Here is a 20,017-nt window from a genome sequence, read left to right on the forward strand (position 1 = left end):
TGGCTACTACTTACTCATTACTTAGTCTTTGATGCTTAATAATCAGTTGGAACAAAAAGGTGAAGTCCAAATGTCACCAGCAAAGTACATGCAGTTTCTGCAATTTCTACAAGAAGACTTATCAATTTCGGCAGCATCGATTGATATGGCTACCCGCCATCGAGAACAAGATCCTGGTCCTTTGCCAATGATCTTATGGCAATATGGCTTAGTTACTCTCGAACAGCTAGATCGAATTTATGATTGGTTGGAAAGAGCATAGCAGTGTCATGAATGATTCAGTCTAATTCAAGCGTGTCGTAGCAGAAATTTTAAATGGCGATGCACAAACTGAAATTTCTTTTTTGGCGAATTTGTAGAGATTTTACCCATAAATTTAAACTTAAACAGCGAGAGCGGGATGAGAATTCATCCCGCTCTTTTGATTATTAGTGAGTAGTGAGTAGTGCGAGTAAAGAGACAAGCAGTAAGTTCTTCCCTGCTCCCTACTCCCTGCTCCCTACTCCCTGTTTTAAGAAGCAAACACGCGAGATGCTGCTGCTACGCCAGCTCCAGGGGTGAAACCTTCATATCCCAATTCGCGTAAAGCGACTTCTAAAGCACCAATTGCACTGAGAATATCGCGATCGCTCACAAAACCTAAATGTCCGATACGGAAGATTTTCCCCTTCAAGTGGTCTTGTCCGCCTGCTAGAGCAATATCAAATTTCTTCTTCAAAATCGAGCGGATCTGTTCGGCATCCACTCGATCTGGTGCTACAGATGTAATTGCCGGACTCGCGCAATTATCCGCTGCAAACAAAGGTAAATTTAAAGCTTTTACGGCTTCGCGAGTTGCTTGAGTCAGGCGTTGATGACGAGCAAAAATTGATTCTAAACCCTCTTCTCTCATCATCTTTAACGTCGCGTGCAGCGCCACAATTAAATTCACTGGCGGCGTGAAGGGAGTCGTATTTTTCGCTGTCGATTTCCGATATTTGCCCAAGTCTAAATAGTACTTTGGTAGCTTAGCCGTTTTGTAAGCTTCCCAAGCTTTAGCACTAACAGCAACAAATCCTAAGCCTGGAGGAATCATATAGCCTTTTTGCGAACCCGAGGCAATGACATCAATACCCAAAGTATCCATCGGGACGTTATACGCACCCAAGCTGGTGACGGCATCGAGAATCATTAAGGCTTCGCCGTGTTCCTTAACGTGACCGACGATCGCTTCTAAGTCGTTAAGTACGCCTGTAGAAGTTTCGCTGTGGGTGAGAATGACGGCTTTAATTTGCTTGTCTTTGTCCGCTGCTAATTTCTCGGCAAATACTGCGGGGTCGAGGGGTTGTCCCCATTCAGCAGTAATTTTCTCGACTTGAAGACCGTAAGCCTCGGCAACTTCTCCCCAGCGATCGCCAAACTTACCATTGCATCCTACCAAAACGCGATCGCCTGGGCTGAGAAAATTAATGATTCCTGCTTCTACTGCCCCAGTACCGCTGGCTGTTAGCATCAAAACATCGCTCTCGGTTTGGTGCAGCCATTTTAGATTTGCTGTCACTTCTGCCAAAATGTTGCTAAATTCACTAGTGCGGTGTCCGATGGGATGTTTAGCAAGGGCGAGTAACGCTGCTTCCGGTACTGGCGTGGGACCAGGAATCATCAGCATTAACTTGTCGTTCATCATAAGTTTGTCCTACTATCTATCGAGGTGAATCCATTGGCGACACGTCAATTCAAGCGCGATCTCTATTTCGTGACTTGTGTGCGATCTGTAGTTTGTAACTCGTAAATCGATCTTATAGACGAATCCGGCGATCGCAATTGAGGAATCTTGGTTTTTTGTATGAATAAATTTAACAATTCATAAGCTGAATTACGAATTCTTACGGCGTTTGGTTGAGTTTTCCTATCATGGCAGCCTTTTATTTTATCACCCGATCGCCAAAAACCCGCTAAAAAGCGATCGATAAGCCAAGAGGCAGAGGACAGGAAGTAGAACGTTTGACATATACTATTTGTCGCAAGTATCAAATATATCTAGTATGTCTGTATATTTGGTAGACCCAGGACGAAACTTTTGAGTGCGTGACGTTTGTAGGGACGCACAGAGAAAGCACCCCTACAGATCGCGTGTTTTACCCAATTGAAAACTGCTATTGACGAGCGAATAATTTGCCATGACAGATCGAGCTTGGGATAAGTTAATACAAGCATTACCAATTGTCTTAGCGGGTCCCATTCTACGACACGTAACTGCCGAATCTGTCACAGTTTGGGTAGCACTCAAACAACCTGCTGAGGTAGAGCTGACGATTTACGAAACGGCAGATCGGGGTACGGTGCTAGGAACGAGTGTACTGCAAGGGAGATCTCCGACCGTAGCGTTGGGAAAGTCTCTGCACGTGGTGGCGGTGACTGCTAAGTCTGAGAGAAACTATCTAAATAGCGATCGCCTCTATGCCTACGACCTTCGGTTTTCGTTCGACGACCCACAGCAAAGCCAAAAAACCCTACAACAAGCTTTGCAGTCGATCGACTTTCCTACAGTTAGCATTAGCTACTTTGCCCACCAAAAACCTACCTTTGCTCTGCCACCACATCGTTTAGAAGATTTACGCATCGTACAAGGTTCCTGTCGCAAACCACACGGGGGTGGATATGATGCCTTACCAATTCTCGACAGCTTAATTGAGGATAGAGCCGCTCAACCTCAATACCGTCCCCATCAACTGTTTCTCACTGGCGATCAAATTTATGGCGATGACGTTGCCGAACCTTTTTTGTGGGTTGCTAGTCCTCTGGGCGATGCTCTTTTGGGTTGGGAAGAAAAGCTGCCTATGGGTTGGAGAGAACCCGATGATGTAGAGTATTATACGCCGCAACAGCTACCTTTTGGACGACGAGCTGAAGTTGCTACCACTCAAGCGGGTTTTACAGCTGGACTCCACAATAAACGTGGTAAGGTCAACAGTCATTTACTGAGTTTAGGCGAGTATTATGCTTGCTATTTGCTGGCTTGGTCGCCGACATGCTGGCTGATGCAGGTTCCCCCAGGAAGACAAATAAGCGATCGCCGCCAAATTAGCCGTCGTTGGGATCGAGAAGCACGGGCATTGCGGCAATTTATCCATACGCTGTGGAAAGTACGACGCGCTCTTGCCAATGTTGCCACGTACACGATTTTTGACGATCATGATGTCAGCGATGACTGGAATCTCAACCGGGCTTGGTGCTTGCGCGTTTTGGGACGACCTTTAGGACGACGAACGGTACAAAATGCGCTGCTAGCTTATGCGATGTTTCAAGCGTGGGGTAATACGCCCGAACAATTCACCGCAGGGCAATCGGGTGCAAAACTTTTAACTGCTGCTGCCGACTGGTCATCATCGGGAGGGACTGACACTGTTGCCTACGATCGCATTGCTCGTTATGTCGGAATGCCCATCATTGACACGCAAACGAATTTACCAACTTTTATCGAGGATGGTGCGGTATTAATCTTGAAACGACATCCAGAAGCGATCGCGTGGCACTATACAGATACGAAGTCATTGTCATGAAACGATCGTCTTAGATACACGGACGTGGCGAGGCTATCCCATCGAGGAAAAATCGAGCGCGCCACCCATGCTGCTGTGTCCGACTGCCTTCGAGCAACAACTGCGCCTACCCCTGCAACAATCGGCAGCTGAAACCCAAATTCAACTCACTTTTGCGATCGCACCGACTAACGTATTTCATCTCCAAGAGATCGATTGGATTCACCATTGGCAATTGCGCCGCAACAACGTCTTCGCCACAGATGTTGGCGATGCCTGGAATATCAATCTAGCAGCCCTCGCACAACTTTTAATTACCCTGTTCGAGCAACGCCGACAAGTTGTCGTTTTATCTGGAGACATTCACTACAGCTCGATGGTTCGCCTCACCCGTAAATCTAATTTAGGCGAATCTAACTCTGTTTTGGCACAACTAACTTGCAGTGCATTGAAAAATGAAGAAACTCTGACTCGAATCGTTCACACCCGCTTAAAAGATTGGTTGCTTCCAGAACGAGTCCGCCATTGGCACGGTTGGAGTAACCCACCAAACATGGTCGAACTTTCAGCGCCACAATCCCGCCGCAATCCCGAATCCCACCCATCGTCTCCCCCTGATTGGAACTGTACGCTGGAATGGATACCACGACAAAACGCTCGCACTCCTAGCTTTGCCAAAGACGTAACTTGGCTAATTTCACCCAGAAAACAAGTTAACAGTAAGCATCAGTGGCTTCAGTTTCTCTGTTTTTGGCGATCTCGCTTAATTCAAGAAGGACGAGAAGCGATCGGCAGAAATAATTTAGCTCTAGTACAATTCCAACTCGCAGAAACGAGCCATTCCTACACAGTCATCCAAGACATATATTGGTTTTCTACCTGGCATCCAACCCAAATCGTCTACAGTCGCTTTGAAAGCCATCTCGCAGATCGCCCATCCCTACCAGACAAAGCATAGCCTCACAACCGCCACAATCTACTTCGCGCCCTTCTCTTCGCGTCTTTGCGTCTAACGCCCTGTCGGGCTTCGCTTCGCTGATGCGTGACATTTAACTCACCCTAACTCATAATCGGAAAACCAAACTGTAAAACTTTCACTTCCTCCCCAGAAGCAATCCCAGTTTGCCCCACAGGAACGATCGCCAAACCATTAGCTTGAGCGAAATTAATTAAATTGCCAGAGTTGAGACTCCCGCTAGCAGGCTGAAACTCAAAATAACCATCAATCAAATGCAATTGTCCCCAAATATAAGTTTCGCGCTTGCCATCAGAACTCAAATCTTGACGCGATCGCGCTCGGACGTAAACTGGTCCCCAATTGTCAGCCAATCCTGACAACTTCCGCAACGCAGGTTGAATGAATCGCCAAAAACATACCAAAGCCGAAACGGGATTACCTGGTAGCCCAAAATATAGAACTGGCTTCCGTTCGGTAGCATGAGCAGGAGAAAACTTCGCAACTGTCAGCGGCTTTCCGGGTTTCATCGCCACAGATCGAACGTGCATTTCCGCCCCCAAAGCCGTTAAAATCTCCTCTACATAGTCGTAATCACCCACAGAAACGCCACCAGAAGATAACACCACATCAGCAGTAGCGATCGCTTTAGAAAACGCTTTTTGCAGCACTAGAGGGCGATCGGGAACAATACCCATCGGTATTGGTTCTGCCCCTGTTTGCGTCACTAATGCCGTCAACGCATACTGATTTGAATCGACAATTTGCCCGATTTCCAACGGAGTTTCAGGGTGGACTAACTCATCTCCCGTCGAGATAATTGCCACGCGGGGACGACGATAGACTTTCAATTGATTGCACTGTGCGGCTGCTAGCACGGCTATTTGAGCCGCCCGCAGCATAGTTCCTGGAGCTAATAGGGTTTTCCCTGCTTGATAGTAGGATGCCTGGTGGCGAACAAAGGCTTGAGGTTGGGGAACCGTCAAGATAGCGACGCGATCGCCCTCTCGCTGCGTTTGTTCCTGCATGACTACGGTATCAGCCCCTTCTGGCATCACTGCACCCGTGAAAATTCGTGCTGCTTGCCCTGCCTTAATCGGCTGCTGTGGCGATCGCCCCGCTGAAATTTCTTCAACTATCTCCAAAACCACTGGCTGTTGTGAACTAGCATATTGTACGTCCTCATAACGCACTGCATAGCCATCCATTGCCGAATTATCCCAGTGGGGAAAATCTAAATGACCGATCGCTGGTGCTGCCAATATCCGCTCGATGGCAATTAACAGAGACACAAACTCTGCATCTCGTTGTTTGTCCAGGGGTTTCACCAAGTCTAAAATTGTTGCCTCCGCTTGGCTGACTGGCAGCATGGTTCTTAACTCCTCTTGTTATTCAAGGTTTATGGGTAATTGGTTGACGGTTGACAGTTGACTGCTGCCGATAACTGACAACTGACAACTGAATAACTGACTTGCACAAACCTGATGAAATATATGATAATAAACGTTTGTGTTAAATTTTGGTAAGACCCCAGAGTTAGAAAAGCTATGGCTAAAGGTAAGGGTGTCCGTATTATTGTGACACTGGAATGCACCGAATGTCGCACGAATCCAGACAAGCGATCGGCAGGTGTGTCTCGATATACGACAATGAAAAACCGCCGCAATACTACAGCGCGGCTAGAACTGAAAAAATTCTGTACCCACTGCAATCGTCACACCGTCCACAAGGAAATTAAGTAAGCATGAGTTTCTACCGTCGTCGTTTATCTCCGATTAAGCCTCAAGACCCCATAGACTACAAAGATGTCGATTTGCTGCGGAAGTTTATTACCGAACGGGGCAAAATTCTTCCCCGTCGGCTCACAGGCTTAACCGCTAAGCAACAGAGAGACTTAACTGTAGCTATCAAGCGGGCGCGATTATTGGCTTTGTTACCTTTCATCAATCCAGAAGGGTAAATTCTTGTCATTCGTCATTCGTTATTTGTCATTTGTAGAGAGATAGATTGCTGGTAGAGTTTGTAGCTGCGGGCAATTCATCTGCGTTTAAATTGACAAATCGAGTATTTTTGCAAATAGTTAGTTTATTTGTACACAAGACAAATGACTAAAGAAAATGAGTAGTAGAAATGTCAATCGCTAATGACAAATGACCAATGACAAATGACAATTGACAAAGGAATGCTAGTCGAATTTAGGGTGCAAGGCGATCGCCGTTTGGGAGTGGTAGACCGTCCAGATGGTAAAACTCGTTGGTTTGTCATAGACGATCGCGGTCAATCCCATAGCCTTGCCCCGCGTCAATTTACCTACGAAATCCGAGGTCAGTCTTACAAACCCTCAGATATTGCCAACTTTTTAGCAGAAGTACAGCCTTATCTCGACCCATCTAGCTTAGAGGTAGCGTGGGAGTTGTTGATAGAAGCCGGAGAAAGCGCCACTCCAGCACAGATGGCGAACTTATTATTCTCCGACCAGAGCCAAGCTCTGTGTTATGCCGCTCACTATTTGCTTTCTGAAGATAAGATATATTTCAAGCAAAAGGGAGATGCTTACGAGCCTCGTTCTGCTAGCCAGGTAGCAGAACGGAAACACCAGCTTGAAGTAGAGGCAACAAGAGCGCGAGAACAGCAGGAATTTCTGTTGCGTACCGATCGAGCGATGAAGGGAGAAGCCGTAGAATGGCAGCGATACGATCGCCAGCGCCTGGATGCGATCGCCAAATATGCAATACTTTTAGTTGAAGGGACTCGTCAGGGATTAAATCCAGATGCCCTCGTACGAGCTTATCCGCCACCAGCGATCGTGACGGAGACTATGAGTACTTTGGGGCGTAACGCGACTCCCTTAACAGCATTTCAACTTTTGGTAGATTTGGGTCTGTGGAGTCCGCATGAAAACCTTCACTTGCGTCGCAGTCAAATCCCCGTAGAATTCTCAACCGAGGTTATATCAGTGGCGCAGCAGCGGTTAGAATTTCCACCCCCCGACCCAGACACTCAACGGCTGGACTTAACTCATTTGAAAGTTTACACGATCGACGACCAGAGTACGAGCGAAATTGACGACGGTGTAAGCTGGGAAGTCTTAGCTGAGGGGCGAGAACGCTTGTGGATACATATTGCCGATCCGACTCGTTGGCTCTTACCAGAGGATGAATTAGATCTAGAAGCGCGGCGGCGTGGTACGACCATGTACTTACCGACAGGTATGAGTTCCATGTTTCCAGTGGCACTGGCGACGGGACCCATGAGCTTAATACAGGGTCAGGTTTGCTGCGCTCTTAGTTTTGGTGTCATTTTGGATGCAGCAGGAGCAGTCCAAGAATATACCATCCATGCCAGCTTAATCAAACCAACCTATCGACTGACCTATGAAGATGTCGATGAGATGTTGGATCTGGGCGTACAAGCCGAGCCAGAAATCGCCGCGATCGCTAACTGGGCGCGCCGTCGTCAAGCGTGGCGACAGTCTCAGGGGGCAATTAGTATTAGTTTGCCAGAAACTGCAATTAAAGTTAAAGACGACGAAATTACAATTGAAGTCTTAAACGATTCTTCCTCCCGCCAACTGGTGGCAGAAATGATGATTTTGGCTGGAGAAGTTGCAGGACGCTACGGTCAAGCACATAATCTTGCCCTGCCATTTCGCGGTCAGCCGCAGCCCGAGTTACCTCCAGAAGAAGAGTTATTACAATTGCCTGCTGGCTTCGTGCGCGCCTGTGCCATGCGCCGTTGTATGCCTAAAAGCGAAATGAGTATTACTCCTACCCGCCATGCTGGTTTGGGTTTGGAGATGTATACTCAGGCAACTTCTCCGATTCGTCGCTATAGCGATTTGCTGACCCATTTTCAACTTAAGGCGCACCTGCGGGGTGAAACTCCACCATTTTCAGCGGAAGCACTCCGTGAAGTGATGCAATCTGTGTTTGCTATGACTCAAGAGATGTCGTTGGTAGAAAGGCAAACCAATCGTTATTGGGGTTTAGAATACCTGCGCCGCCACGCTCAAGATGTGTGGCAGGCAATAGTTTTAATGTGGCTGCGGGAAGATTCGCGCTTGGCGCTGATCTTGATTGAAGATTTAGGGCTTCAGCTACCGATGACATTTAAACGTGGGGTCAGCTTGGGCGAACAAATTTTAATTAAAGTTGCCTACGTCGATCCGCGTCAAGATACGATTCAGTTTCAAGAAGTCTCCTATTCTGAGGCTGTGGCTGCGAATTGAAACAGTAAGGTGGGCTTTGCCCACCCAACGCTTGACCTTTTCTATAAAATTATGGTCTTGACAGTTGCGATCGCTGCTGCAACACTACTAACAAAATAAATATTATTTACTGATAATTTTTGCCAGAAATTTTGACTTTCTATTTCAGGATTTAATAAAATAACTGGCTTATTTGCTTTCAAGGCTAAAGCAATTTCTGATATCGTACCTGCACCCGTACCGCAAGTGATAATAACATCACTAGAAAGAACGTTAATATTATTACGAGCGTTTCCCATCCCCGTTGCGATCGCGATATCTACCGCTTCAGAAGCATCATGGCGATCGCTACCAGGTAAGATTCCAACTGTTAAGCCATTTGCAGATTTTGCTCCTCGACTAGCCGCGTCCATTACACCTACACTTCTACCACCAGTAAGTAATACCCATCCTTGTTGGGCGATCGCTTTACCTAATTCATAGGCAGAGGTACAGTCTATGACTGTGGCATTTTCTCCAGCTCCCATAACCCCGATCGCAATTTTTCTCATCGCTAAAACCTTCAACCTTCTGTCTCTAGCCTAGCTATCTGTCGTATAAGATTTGAGTTGTAGAGCGATCGCGTCTATGTGTTTTTATATTCTTTATATTTTATCAAAAAATTTTTGCTAGCAATCTAGAGTATTTCCCTAGCGGGAGGCGATCGGTTTACCCGAACGGGCAAAATAGGGAAGACAGTGCAGTGAAAGCATCAATTGCACATCATTAAAATTATGAAAGACCTATTCTGCCAGCTTGATTCTAGAAAAAAGCAAGTTCTGATTGTCGATGACTTGCTCGACAACTGTTTGCTTTTGGCAACAATATTAGAAGCAGAGGGGTATGAGGTTGACACCACAGATTGCGGATATAAAGCAATTGCAAAAATCGAAGCAAATCCACCAGATTTGGTTTTATTAGATGTAATGATGCCAAATATCGATGGATATGAAGTCGCGCAGTGGATCTCGCAAAATCAACCTTCAGTCTCGATCGTGCTAGTTACGGCTTATGACACTTTGCCCCAATTAGACCCAAGAAAGGTCAAAATTGACGGCTTCATTCGCAAGCCAATAGATTTAGATGAAGTTTTGCTAAAAGTAGAAACACTTTTGGCAACAAAACAAGGGGGGGCAAACACAGTAAATTTTACAAAGATAACTCCGATTTATTCCCGAACTGATAAAAGAATACTGCTCAAGAAAAATGAAGCAGTAAACAGGAAGAGCTTCAGCCGATACAATTATTAATGCTCTATGTAAAGACGCAAAATCTCGCGTCTTTACATGTTATCTCTCGTCACACTACGTTAAATTCTAAATCTCTTTGCCCTACAATAGAAGGCTGACCAACTGTCAATTCCATTTGGTCAGCATGAACTGTCAACCAAGGTTGACCGAGATCTAATCCCCCAAAAGGACTTTCTGGGGGAATTTCTAATTGGGAACTCACTAATCCTAAACGAGCCTTTAATTGAGCAGGAAACAGAAGTAGATTAGAGTTTAGACTACTAAAGCTAGATGCACCCAAGGGTATTGGCAGACCAAAGTTCTGCTGATGGTACTTCAGACAGCAAAGAATGCGATCGCCTTGCCTAACAGTCACGTTACGGTCTGTCCAGGTAAAATCAGCCATTTCCTTTGGTAGTCCCCAAATCTCGCGACCACCTGCTACAGAATCAGGGTTATCTACATAAATGTGGGAAACCCAGCTGCCAATTGTTCCAGCATGGCTGACAAAACCAGCAACAACGATTAATTCGCTGTATTCCAGCATGGAACCAGCGCCGTAGTTAGATAAATAGACACCGCCAACGGTTTTTCCAGGAAAGACAGAAACAAGATTTAATTCTGAAGGAATTAGGGGACGCACGCGATCGCACTCTAAAAGGTGCAGAGTTTGATAAGCGTAGCCTTGAAGCGTCCAGGGTGCTTGTGGATAAGACATAGTTGTGAATAGTAAGTAGCAACAAGTCGTAAGTCGTAAGTCGTAAGTCGTAAGTCGTAAGTAGCTGAGAACTGACTCCTCAGTTTTGACTTTTAACTTTTGACTTCCCTATTACCATTTACCAATTACCAAAATACAAAAAATCCCCATTCAGAAGAATTCTGGTATGGGGACAATCGATTATTTTGACTTTTGACTTTTGTACGGGCGGGTTTAGCAAATATATTAACAGTCAAAACTTGAGATTATTGGTCAAAACCCGCCCCTACGACTTTTAATTTGCTTACTTGCTTTCGGTGAAATCAGCGTCGATTACGTCGTCGCCACTAGGTGCAGAGGTAGAACCACCGTCCCCAGCACCAGGATCGGCTCCACCAGGCGCAGCACCACCAGTTTGTTGATAGAGGTTAGTGCCGATCGCGTAGAGGGTTTGTTGCAGTTCTGGCATTACCCGTTGGATCGCTTCATCATCTTCCTTGTTGACGGCTTCCCGCAGGTCTTTAATTAAACCTTCTACCTTGGTGCGATCGCTCGCTGGAACTTTATCACCCAAGTCTTTCAACTGCTTCTCGGCTTGGTATGACAAAGAGTCAGCTTGGTTCTTGCGATCGACTTTCTCACGGCGTTCTTTATCTGTCGAAGCATTTCTTTCAGCTTCCGTCACCATGCGCTCGACTTCATTCTTATCGAGAGTAGAAGCGCCAGTAATGCTGATTGACTGCTCTTTACCGCTACCCTTATCCTTTGCAGTCACGTTGAGGATACCGTTAGCGTCAATATCGAAAGTAACTTCGATTTGGGGTACGCCACGGGGTGCGGGAGGAATGCCATCTAAGCGGAAGGTTCCCAAGCTCTTATTGTCATTAGACATCTCCCGTTCGCCTTGTAGAACGTGAATTTCTACATTCGTTTGACCGTCTACAGCGGTGGAGAAGACTTCTGATTTCTTGGTAGGAATCGTGGTGTTGCGAGGAATAATCCGCGTCATGACACCACCGAGGGTTTCTACACCCAGCGATAGTGGCGATACGTCGAGCAACAGAATGCCTGTAACGTCGCCAGCTAGTACGCCAGCTTGGATCGCTGCACCAACTGCTACTACTTCATCAGGGTTGACGCTTTGGTTAGGATCTCTACCCAACACCCGCTTGACAACTTCTTGTACGGCAGGAATACGGGTAGAACCACCAACTAAGACAACTTCATTGATAGCACTCTTATCTAGCTTGGCATCGCGCATCGCATTTTCTACAGGAACGCGACAGCGATCGATCAAGTCCGAGCAGAGTTCTTCAAACTTAGCACGGGTCAGCGTCATATCCAGGTGTTTTGGACCATCCTGGGTTGCGGTGATAAATGGCAGGTTGATTTCTGCTTGAGTGACGCTAGATAGCTCGATCTTGGCTTTTTCTGCGGCTTCGGTTAAGCGTTGTAGTGCTTGTCTGTCTTTACGTAGGTCGATACCTTCAGATCTTCTAAATTCTTCAGCTAGGTAGTCAACGATTTTCTTGTCGAAGTCGTCACCACCCAGGTGCGTATCTCCAGAAGTGGCTAGTACTTCAAATACGCCGTCGCCTACTTCTAGAATGGATACGTCAAACGTACCACCACCTAAGTCAAATACAAGGATGGTTTCGTTACTCTTTTTGTCAAATCCGTAGGCAAGCGAAGCAGCGGTAGGCTCGTTGATAATCCGCAGTACTTCGATCCCAGCGATTTTACCGGCATCTTTGGTGGCTTGACGCTGAGAGTCGTTGAAGTAAGCAGGTACGGTGATGACTGCTTGAGTCACCGTTTCGCCGAGATACTTGCTAGCATCTTCTACCAGCTTGCGCAGGACTTGAGCGGAAATTTCTTCTGGAGCAAACTGCTTGCCAGCCGCAGGACAATCGAGTTTGACATTACCACTGCTATCCCGCAAGACTTTGTAGGAAACTTCAGTGGTTTCGTGAGTTACTTCCTCATGTTTGCGTCCGATGAAACGCTTGACAGAATAAAAAGTATTCTCTGGGTTCATCACCGCTTGACGCTTAGCGATTTGACCGACCAAGCGATCGCCATTCTTGGCATAAGCTACTACAGAAGGCGTTGTGCGAAATCCCTCAGCGTTGGCGATTACGGTAGGCTTACCACCTTCCATCACTGCCACGCAAGAGTTTGTCGTACCTAAGTCAATTCCAACTACTTTTGCCATCGGAGGTTCTGGCTCCCTAACACTAACTACTAAAAACGATTGAATACACTACAGCTAAAAGTTGAACTAGCAGCGCTCCAGCTTCAATACAATGTTTTTGTCTTTTTGTACTGATCTATATACTGATTGTGGGTAGCTACTTGATGAAGGGTGGTTTGCCGAACAAGTGTAAGGACGGTTGGTTTGTGTTTGAGCTTGTCGCTTGCGCTCGTAGCTTGTCATGCCGTTTGCCACTGTTCAACCCCTAACATAGCTGCTGTATGCTTTCACTGTGTCTAATGTAGTGAACTCAAGGCTTGGTGGTTATAGGGTGAACCGTAATCGGTTGGGTGTGTTTGCCGTCAAAATGAGGACTTAGGGGTGAGGAGTGAGGGGACAAGGGGACAAGGAAGCAATGCTGACAACTGTTAACTGTTAACTGTTAACTGATGACTGATGACTGATAACCAATTTTTTGTTGCTTGGGGCGATCGCAAATGAATAAAATTAATGTGACTGTATTCTGGTTGTTGGAATAATAATGGGTATTGTTGGCGGTTCTTATCATAAGTTTGTAGCGCCCACAATAAAATAGAATCGCGATCGCAAAAAGCTTTTCTCAGGCTTTCTCTGTTACCATTACAAACTTGCTGCTGCGTAAAACTCCGCCACATAGTCCGCCAAAAAAGGCGAGTTATTACGACTGAGAAAGCATAATCTAAAAAGACGACAGTATCGGCTTTACCCCAAACAAGATCGCGTACTTTACTGTAATTGCCATCTACTACCCAGCGATCGCCACTCAGGGCAATTTTAACTCGCGATCGGATCTCTTCGTCTGAGACTTCTACCCAGTTTGGTTCCCAGTGCAGTTCATCTAACTCGACATGGGGCATATCGAGCAACTGTGAAATTTGCCGTGCTAAAGTTGTCTTTCCAGAACCACTCGTACCAACAATAGAAATACGATGCATGAGAAAGTCATATTAAATTCGTCGAAATAGTCAGATTATTGTAGGGGCGGGTTTTACCAGAGATGTTTATACATATACGAATAATTCAATAAACCCGCCCTTACAGGAATTATTTACCCCTATTCCATCAAGATAACAGCTGCCCCGTTAATTTTGCCGCTACGCAGCGCATCTAGAGCTTCATTTGCTTGCACTAAGGGAAAAGGCTGGACTTCAGTACGAATCGGAACTTGTGGTGCTAAAGCCAGAAATTCCTCTCCATCGCGGCGTGTCAAATTAGCAACGGATCGTAATACCCTTTCTTCCCATAAAATTTCATAGGGAAAGGAAGGAATATTACTCATGTGAATTCCCGCGCAAACTACCACCCCACCTTTAACTACCGCACGTAAAGCAGCCGGAACCAGAGAACCAATGGGGGCAAAAATAATAGCTGCATCCAAAGGGACTGGTGGTAAGTCTTCCGAACTACCAGCCCAAACAGCACCTAACTTTAGCGCAAATTCCTGCCCTTTCACGTCTCCCGCACGAGTAAAAGCATACACTTCTCGCCCTTGGTAGCGGGCAAGTTGAATCAAAATATGGGCGGCTGCACCAAAACCATAAAAACCAATTTTTTCTGCGTCCTCTGCCATTCTATAGGAACGATAGCCGATGAGTCCGGCACACAACAACGGTGCGGCTTGTAAGTCGGGATAGCCTTCAGGAATAGGAAAGCAAAACTGGGCATCGGCTACAGCATATTCGGCATAGCCGCCGTCGATTTGATAGCCTGTAAATTGGGCGTAGTCGCATAAGTTTTCTCGTCCACTCAGGCAATAACGACAACAATTGCAAGTATGCCCCAACCATGGCACGCCAACGCGATGACCTATTTGAAATTGCTGCACCTGTTTCCCTACAGCAGCGACAGTACCAACAATTTGATGTCCTAGTACGAGGGGAAGTTTGGGTTGGGTTAATTCTCCATCAACGATATGCAAGTCAGTGCGACAGACACCGCAAGCGCGAACTCGAATTAGTACTTGTTGCGAATTAGGCTGCGGTATTGGTAATTCTACTGCTCGTAGCGGTTTACCCTGTGCCTCTAGTATCATTGCTTGCATAGAACAGTTATCAGTTATCGGTTATCAGTTATCAGTCATCAGTTATCAGTTATCAGTTATCAGTTATCGATGACTAATAATCATTAACTAAGAACTTAAAACTAATAACTCTCTATTTACTGTTTTATACTATATAAAAAATGTGGAATATCGTGTTTGTATAAATAACTAGCGACGCGCGCGAATTTAGGAGCCAAGTTCAAGCGTATGGTGGGCAATGCGCACCACTCTATTTATTGCTTTTGAATTGCTAGCGAAGCGGCGTAAGCAATTTCATCCGTAGCCGGATCGTCGGCAGAAAGAACTCTGTACTCTGCTTCAACAATTTGTACGTCTTTCTATGTTAGAGTAATTGTCGCAATACCGCGATCGTTTATCGGTATTTCTTGCATATTCTAAAATTAGTTTAGACAAAAATGGCAGAGTTTTCATTCGACCGGAAAGTCTAATTAAAAGCTAAAGCTCGTCCTTTAAATATATTTATTCAGTATAAAAATATGATTTTTACTCCTTTAGAGTGATGTCAGACAATTAATGTATTCTCAAGAGTTTTAAAACTAACGATTAGATAATAACCAATCTTTCGGCTGATGTCCTACTTCTTGAACTTAATTACCTTAGTTCATAAAAGTTAAAAATTATTAATTTAAACTCGATATTTTTCCTAGCTTCGATGGCTTGGAGCGGAAAAACGAGTTATCTAAAGGAGACACAGTGACAAAACTCAAGCCGATCGCGCAACAAGTGGTTGCAGTTGTTGGTGCATCTAGTGGAATTGGACGAGAAACAGCGTTAAAGTTTGCTGCAAAAGGCGCAAAAGTTATCGTAGCAGCCCGTAGCGAACCAGGTTTGCTCTCCTTAGTCGAAGAAATTAAAGCGGCAAACGGAGAGGCAACTTATATCCTGGCCGATGTTAGCGACTTTCAACAAGTCAAAGCGATCGCAGATAAAGCAGTAGCAACCTACGGCAGACTCGATACTTGGGTTCATGCGGCTGCTACTGGTATTCTTGCACCGTTTGAACAAATTACGCCAGAAGAATTTAAACGTGTCATTGACGTTGTGTTGATGGGACAAGTTTATGGCGCAATGGCAGCCATACCATATTTGAAGCAAGAAGGACGAGGGGCGCTGATTCACATTTCCTCAGTGGAAGGCAGGCGATCGCTCCCTTTGCAAAGTCCTTATTCGTCAGCTAAGCACGGCTTAGAAGGTTTTCTCGAATCTCTGCGCGTCGAATTACAACACGAAAACATCCCTATCAGTGTCACCAGTATCCTACCTGCTGTGATCAATACTCCCTACTACAACAAAGTCAAAACCAAACTGGGAGTAAAACCCACGGGTATACCTCCTTACTACCAGCCGAGTCTAGTTGCTGATGCCATCCTCTACGCTGCCGAACATCCTACCCGGGACTACATTGTAGGAGATGTAGGTAGAGTCCTAGATCTGCTGCAACGGCTATCACCATCTCTAGTAGATACTCTTTTGGTACTGATAGGCTTTCAGGGACAGCGTACCAAGGAAGTCAAGTCAGAAGATGCACCTAACAACGTCTTTGCGCCAATTACAGGCTACGACAGAGTAGAAGGCGATTTTCGCCACTGGACAATTCCCAGTTTTACCGAGTGGCTAGAAAAGATTTTGCCTTAACTGTCGAGATGTGACATGTCACGTCTCGAATACACAATCTCTACCTGGCACCGTAGCAATTTTAATTCTCGCGAAAGAGACAAAGTAAAGATGAATTCAGATATCGTCGTAAGAACTTGAAAATAAATGCAGTGCCAGCAACTATGGCAGCGAGTAGATAGAAAAGGACAAGGGATCGACCGTAAGTAAGTCTATACGAGACTTGTCAAACTGCTCGTGCGCTCCCTGCTCTCTGCTCCCTAATATAAAGCCAAACTGCGATCGCAACGAAAAATTTGGAGGGTAAAAAATATGATTAACGATCCAGCTAGACCACCGAGAGAAGACTCGCGAGAATCTGAAACTGCTGTAAGTCCGACACAGCAAGAAGATCCGAGAGCAGCCGAACCTGGTAGAGGTGCGCCAGGAAATGACCATGTTGGGGTACAAACCGCTCAAACTACAGCAGTTAATCCACCTGATGCTAAAATTCCAGCTAATACTCCAACCGAACAGAGCAAACAACAACTCGAAGCCTTTAAGCAACAGGAAGAGGAAGAGGGCGAGGGCTTTACTACCACAGATGGTTATGTTGTTGATGAGTCTGGAAGGCTTGATAACTTCGCGATCGAACCACCAATGTATGTAGAGGGTGAAGAACCTCCTACGAAACGATAACAGTTATCAGGAATCGTAGGGGCGGGTTTAGCCCTAAGTCTCACACCGCAACCAGAGAGTGGCGCTTCTCCCTTCCCTTACTCCCTACCCTCGATCGCTTCCCTTACCCTAAATTTGCATTTTTCTCGCCAAAAATGGGCAGACTATGAATAACAATTTATAGATATGCTGCCTTAAAACAGTGCCAGAGAAAGAACCACAGCAAACTCAGCATTGGCTGGAGATCGAAGATAACGCAGGTAAGCGCGTAGTCGTTTTGGAGGCTGCTACCTGCACTCTGGGGCGCGACTCTTCTAACTCGATTGTGTTGCAGTCTAAGCTTGTCTCTCGCCAGCACGCTATCTTGTTGCGCGTGACAACTCCTGGTACTGCCAACCATTTTTTTCGCATCATTGACGGTAATTTACAAGGCAAGCCCAGCACGAATGGCATTCGGATCAATAAAAAAACTTGTTTCTCGCACGATCTCAAACATGGCGATGAAATTGAATTTGCCGGAGATGTAAGTGCCACTTACTACTGCAACAGCGATCGCGAATGTGATTCTGGTGGGCTAAATTCTAGCTCCCATCACAGCCCACCCACGCAAATTATTGAAAATATCGAGTTTGCTAATTCTAAAGAGTCAGTACTCGTTCGCTTGGCTTCCTTTCCCGAATTAATATCAAATCCGATACTAGAATTCGATCTCACGGGCGATATTACTTACATTAACCCCGCAGCTGTCGCTCAATTTCCCGATCTGCGAGACGTTAAACTCCAGCATCCGATTATGGCTGGAATTGTAGAAAGAGTGCAAGACGATCGCGAGACATTTTTCGTTCGCGAAATAGAAGTTCTTGACAAAATTTTCGAGCAATCCGTCCACTACCTACCAGAAAACGATCTGGTTAGGAGCTACATCGTCGATATTACCGCGCGCAAGCACACCGAGCTAGCGCTGCGAGAAAGCGAAACCAAAAACCGAGCTTTGCTCAAGGCGATTCCAGATTTGATCTTGCGGATCGGCAGAGACGGAACGTATCTGGACTACATACCAGCTAAAGACAGCGAGTTTTCTGCCACCAGCAGTCAAATGATTGGCAAAAACGAGTACGACGTGTTACCAACGGAAGTTGCCGAACAAAGAATGCGTTACGTCCATGCTGCCTTAGAGACAGGGAAACCCCAGCTTTTTGAGTATCAGCTACAGGTTAACGATAAGATTCGCGTGGAAGAAGCGAGAATCGTCGTTAGTGGCGATCGCGAAGTACTGGCTATTATCCGAGATATTACAGAGCGCAAACGGGTAGAAAGTTTACTACAACAAGCATACGACGAACTAGAACTGAGAGTAGAACAGCGAACGGCAGAATTAAGACTGGCAAACGAGCAACTCCGCAGAGAAATTACCGAGCGCCAGAGGGTAGAAGAGGCTTTGCGTTCCAGCGTTGCTACCAATCGCGCTCTGCTCAATGCAATTCCCGATTCCATGTTTCGCCTCAGTCAAGATGGCACTCTCCTCAACTACAAAGCAGCAAAGGATGATTGGCTGGTTGCTTCTCATACCGAGCCAGTTGGTAAAAAACTATCCGATCTATTTGTGCCAGAGATCGCTCTACCGTTAGTAGAATGTGTCGAGCAAGCGATCGCTACCGGTGAAATTCAAATATATGAATATAGATTGACAATCGCAGAGCAATCGCGAGATTACGAAGCACGAATTGCTTTAAGCGAAGAAGACGAAGTAATGGCGATCGTGCGCGACATCACCGAAAGAAAAGGAGCAGAAGCAGAAATCAGACACGCTCTAGCGAGAGAAAAAGAACTGAACGAACTAAAATCTCGCTTCGTCACGATGGCATCCCACGAATTCCGCACGCCATTGACAACAATTTTGTCTTCAGCAGAGTTATTAGAAGATTACAGTTCCAAGTGGACGGAGGAGAAAAAACGCCATCATTTCCAGCGCATCATTACAGCTGTCAAACACATGACTGGTTTGCTGGATGATGTCCTCTTAATTGGCAAAGCAGACGCAGGTAAGCTGGAATTCAATCCATCGTCCATAGATCCGATCGAATTTTGCCGCGAACTGGTTGAAGGGATGCAAATCACAACCACAGCTCATAAAATTATTCTGCGCACGCAGGGAGAGAGTATCAATGGCTGTATGGATGAAAAGCTTTTGCGACAGGTACTAGGAAATTTACTCTCCAATGCAATTAAGTATTCACCCAATGGTGGAAGTATTTATTTTGATATTGTTTCCAAGGAAGGAGTAGCAATCTTCCGAATTCAAGACGAAGGCATTGGTATTCCAATAGGCGATCGCGATCGACTCTTCCATTCCTTTCACAGAGCTAGCAACGTCGGTAATATCTCGGGTACGGGGCTAGGGCTTGCTATTGTTAAAAAATCTGTCGATCTTCACGGCGGTCAAATCTACGTAAAAAGCGAAGTTGGAGTCGGCACGATCTTTATGGTGAAAATACCGCTGTGTGAGGGAGTAGGGAGTAGGGAGTAGGGAAAAGAGAGAGTCGCGGAGCAGCTATCAAGATCGCAAGTCAGAAGCATCTAGCCACCAGCCACTAGCCGCTATCCACTGATAACTGTCATCGGGGTGGCTACTACGCCTTTGGCATTACGGCTATTACCAATGCAGAGTTGTACTTGGGAAGGATACATTAACGGAAGAAACTACATAAAAGTTTATGTAGAGGGGGTGAAGAGATTATTCTTTCGCCAAAGGTGAAGAGATTTTAATTTCACCAGAAGTAAAAAGAGTTTGATTCTCACCTTT

Annotated in this window: 17 protein-coding genes; 10 read left to right on the forward strand and 7 right to left on the reverse strand. The window is 45.8% G+C overall.

Annotation, left to right across the window (positions count from 1 at the left end):
* The first annotated feature begins 70 nt into the window (after positions 1–70).
* Positions 71–262 (forward strand): DUF2949 domain-containing protein, encoded by a 192-nt coding sequence (locus QH73_RS22950; RefSeq protein WP_106167012.1) that lies wholly within the window; start codon positions 71–73, stop codon positions 260–262.
* Between the two features lie 249 nt (positions 263–511).
* On the opposite strand, the gene QH73_RS22955 is transcribed toward QH73_RS22950, so the two are convergent.
* Positions 512–1,663, reverse strand: coding sequence for a pyridoxal-phosphate-dependent aminotransferase family protein (locus tag QH73_RS22955; protein ID WP_039714702.1), 1,152 nt, complete (start codon positions 1,661–1,663; stop codon positions 512–514).
* A gap of 496 nt (positions 1,664–2,159) precedes the next feature.
* On the opposite strand from QH73_RS22955, the gene QH73_RS28430 reads away from it, so the two are divergent.
* Positions 2,160–3,542, forward strand: coding sequence for a metallophosphoesterase family protein (locus QH73_RS28430; RefSeq protein ID WP_236147139.1), 1,383 nt, complete (start codon positions 2,160–2,162; stop codon positions 3,540–3,542).
* A 67-nt stretch (positions 3,543–3,609) separates the two neighbouring features.
* The gene (locus QH73_RS28435) at positions 3,610–4,479 is read left to right on the forward strand and encodes a metallophosphoesterase family protein (RefSeq protein ID WP_236147140.1); all 870 of its coding nucleotides are present in this window, start codon (positions 3,610–3,612) and stop codon (positions 4,477–4,479) included.
* A gap of 101 nt (positions 4,480–4,580) precedes the next feature.
* Here QH73_RS28435 and QH73_RS22965 read toward each other — a convergent pair whose 3' ends face one another.
* Positions 4,581–5,846: a molybdopterin molybdotransferase MoeA gene (locus QH73_RS22965; protein WP_039714310.1), complete on the reverse strand. Its 1,266-nt coding sequence runs from the start codon at positions 5,844–5,846 to the stop codon at positions 4,581–4,583.
* 177 nt (positions 5,847–6,023) lie between these two features.
* Here QH73_RS22965 and rpmG point away from each other — a divergent pair, with 177 nt between their 5' ends.
* From rpmG to QH73_RS22980, 3 genes are all read left to right on the forward strand, one after another.
* A complete protein-coding gene (gene rpmG / locus QH73_RS22970) occupies positions 6,024–6,218 on the forward strand; it encodes a 50S ribosomal protein L33 (protein WP_015154144.1) in 195 nt (64 codons plus the stop codon).
* A 2-nt stretch (positions 6,219–6,220) separates the two neighbouring features.
* Positions 6,221–6,436: a 30S ribosomal protein S18 gene (gene rpsR, locus QH73_RS22975; RefSeq protein WP_015154143.1), complete on the forward strand. Its 216-nt coding sequence runs from the start codon at positions 6,221–6,223 to the stop codon at positions 6,434–6,436.
* Positions 6,437–6,646: 210 nt separating this feature from the next.
* Positions 6,647–8,704, forward strand: a complete 2,058-nt coding sequence (locus tag QH73_RS22980) for a ribonuclease catalytic domain-containing protein (protein WP_039714701.1) — start codon at positions 6,647–6,649, stop codon at positions 8,702–8,704.
* Positions 8,705–8,745: 41 nt separating this feature from the next.
* Here QH73_RS22980 and QH73_RS22985 read toward each other — a convergent pair whose 3' ends face one another.
* Complete coding sequence (locus QH73_RS22985; protein WP_039714309.1) at positions 8,746–9,234, reverse strand: TIGR00725 family protein; 489 nt, start codon at positions 9,232–9,234, stop codon at positions 8,746–8,748.
* A gap of 222 nt (positions 9,235–9,456) precedes the next feature.
* On the opposite strand from QH73_RS22985, the gene QH73_RS22990 reads away from it, so the two are divergent.
* Positions 9,457–9,972 (forward strand): response regulator transcription factor, encoded by a 516-nt coding sequence (locus QH73_RS22990; protein WP_039714308.1) that lies wholly within the window; start codon positions 9,457–9,459, stop codon positions 9,970–9,972.
* 49 nt (positions 9,973–10,021) lie between these two features.
* Here QH73_RS22990 and QH73_RS22995 read toward each other — a convergent pair whose 3' ends face one another.
* The 4 genes from QH73_RS22995 to QH73_RS23010 all read right to left on the reverse strand — a co-directional run bounded on the left by QH73_RS22995 (position 10,022) and on the right by QH73_RS23010 (position 14,922).
* Positions 10,022–10,669: an acetoacetate decarboxylase family protein gene (locus tag QH73_RS22995; RefSeq protein WP_039714307.1), complete on the reverse strand. Its 648-nt coding sequence runs from the start codon at positions 10,667–10,669 to the stop codon at positions 10,022–10,024.
* Positions 10,670–10,952: 283 nt separating this feature from the next.
* A complete protein-coding gene (dnaK, locus tag QH73_RS23000) occupies positions 10,953–12,863 on the reverse strand; it encodes a molecular chaperone DnaK (protein WP_039714306.1) in 1,911 nt (636 codons plus the stop codon).
* Between the two features lie 407 nt (positions 12,864–13,270).
* On the reverse strand, positions 13,271–13,816 hold the full coding sequence (locus QH73_RS23005) for an AAA family ATPase (protein ID WP_039714305.1): 546 nt from the start codon (positions 13,814–13,816) through the stop codon (positions 13,271–13,273).
* A 119-nt stretch (positions 13,817–13,935) separates the two neighbouring features.
* Entirely contained in the window at positions 13,936–14,922 is a 987-nt protein-coding gene (locus QH73_RS23010; protein ID WP_039714304.1) for a zinc-dependent alcohol dehydrogenase family protein, read from the reverse strand.
* Between the two features lie 714 nt (positions 14,923–15,636).
* Between QH73_RS23010 and QH73_RS23015 the strand changes: the two genes are divergently transcribed.
* From QH73_RS23015 to QH73_RS23025, 3 genes are all read left to right on the forward strand, one after another.
* Positions 15,637–16,578: an SDR family oxidoreductase gene (locus QH73_RS23015; RefSeq protein WP_039714700.1), complete on the forward strand. Its 942-nt coding sequence runs from the start codon at positions 15,637–15,639 to the stop codon at positions 16,576–16,578.
* Positions 16,579–16,869: 291 nt separating this feature from the next.
* A complete protein-coding gene (locus QH73_RS23020; protein WP_039714303.1) occupies positions 16,870–17,235 on the forward strand; it encodes a hypothetical protein in 366 nt (121 codons plus the stop codon).
* A gap of 181 nt (positions 17,236–17,416) precedes the next feature.
* Positions 17,417–19,741: an ATP-binding protein gene (locus QH73_RS23025; RefSeq protein WP_039714302.1), complete on the forward strand. Its 2,325-nt coding sequence runs from the start codon at positions 17,417–17,419 to the stop codon at positions 19,739–19,741.
* Positions 19,742–20,017: the final 276 nt, after the last annotated feature.

Origin of the sequence: Scytonema millei VB511283 (assembly GCF_000817735.3) — a bacterium.
In the GTDB taxonomy this organism is placed as follows: domain Bacteria; phylum Cyanobacteriota; class Cyanobacteriia; order Cyanobacteriales; family Chroococcidiopsidaceae; genus Chroococcidiopsis; species Chroococcidiopsis millei_B.

Bases quoted from the DNA above. Each gene is read 5' to 3' on its own strand.
- QH73_RS22950 (WP_106167012.1), top strand. From the start codon at position 71: ATGTCACCAGCAAAGTACATGCAGTTTCTGCAATTTCTACAAGAAGAC.
- QH73_RS22955 (WP_039714702.1), bottom strand. From the start codon at position 1,663: ATGAACGACAAGTTAATGCTGATGATTCCTGGTCCCACGCCAGTACCG.
- QH73_RS28430 (WP_236147139.1), top strand. From the start codon at position 2,160: ATGACAGATCGAGCTTGGGATAAGTTAATACAAGCATTACCAATTGTC.
- QH73_RS28435 (WP_236147140.1), top strand. From the start codon at position 3,610: ATGCTGCTGTGTCCGACTGCCTTCGAGCAACAACTGCGCCTACCCCTG.
- QH73_RS22965 (WP_039714310.1), bottom strand. From the start codon at position 5,846: ATGCTGCCAGTCAGCCAAGCGGAGGCAACAATTTTAGACTTGGTGAAA.
- rpmG (WP_015154144.1), top strand. From the start codon at position 6,024: ATGGCTAAAGGTAAGGGTGTCCGTATTATTGTGACACTGGAATGCACC.
- rpsR (WP_015154143.1), top strand. From the start codon at position 6,221: ATGAGTTTCTACCGTCGTCGTTTATCTCCGATTAAGCCTCAAGACCCC.
- QH73_RS22985 (WP_039714309.1), bottom strand. From the start codon at position 9,234: ATGAGAAAAATTGCGATCGGGGTTATGGGAGCTGGAGAAAATGCCACA.
- QH73_RS22990 (WP_039714308.1), top strand. From the start codon at position 9,457: ATGAAAGACCTATTCTGCCAGCTTGATTCTAGAAAAAAGCAAGTTCTG.
- QH73_RS22995 (WP_039714307.1), bottom strand. From the start codon at position 10,669: ATGTCTTATCCACAAGCACCCTGGACGCTTCAAGGCTACGCTTATCAA.
- dnaK (WP_039714306.1), bottom strand. From the start codon at position 12,863: ATGGCAAAAGTAGTTGGAATTGACTTAGGTACGACAAACTCTTGCGTG.
- QH73_RS23005 (WP_039714305.1), bottom strand. From the start codon at position 13,816: ATGCATCGTATTTCTATTGTTGGTACGAGTGGTTCTGGAAAGACAACT.
- QH73_RS23010 (WP_039714304.1), bottom strand. From the start codon at position 14,922: ATGCAAGCAATGATACTAGAGGCACAGGGTAAACCGCTACGAGCAGTA.
- QH73_RS23020 (WP_039714303.1), top strand. From the start codon at position 16,870: ATGATTAACGATCCAGCTAGACCACCGAGAGAAGACTCGCGAGAATCT.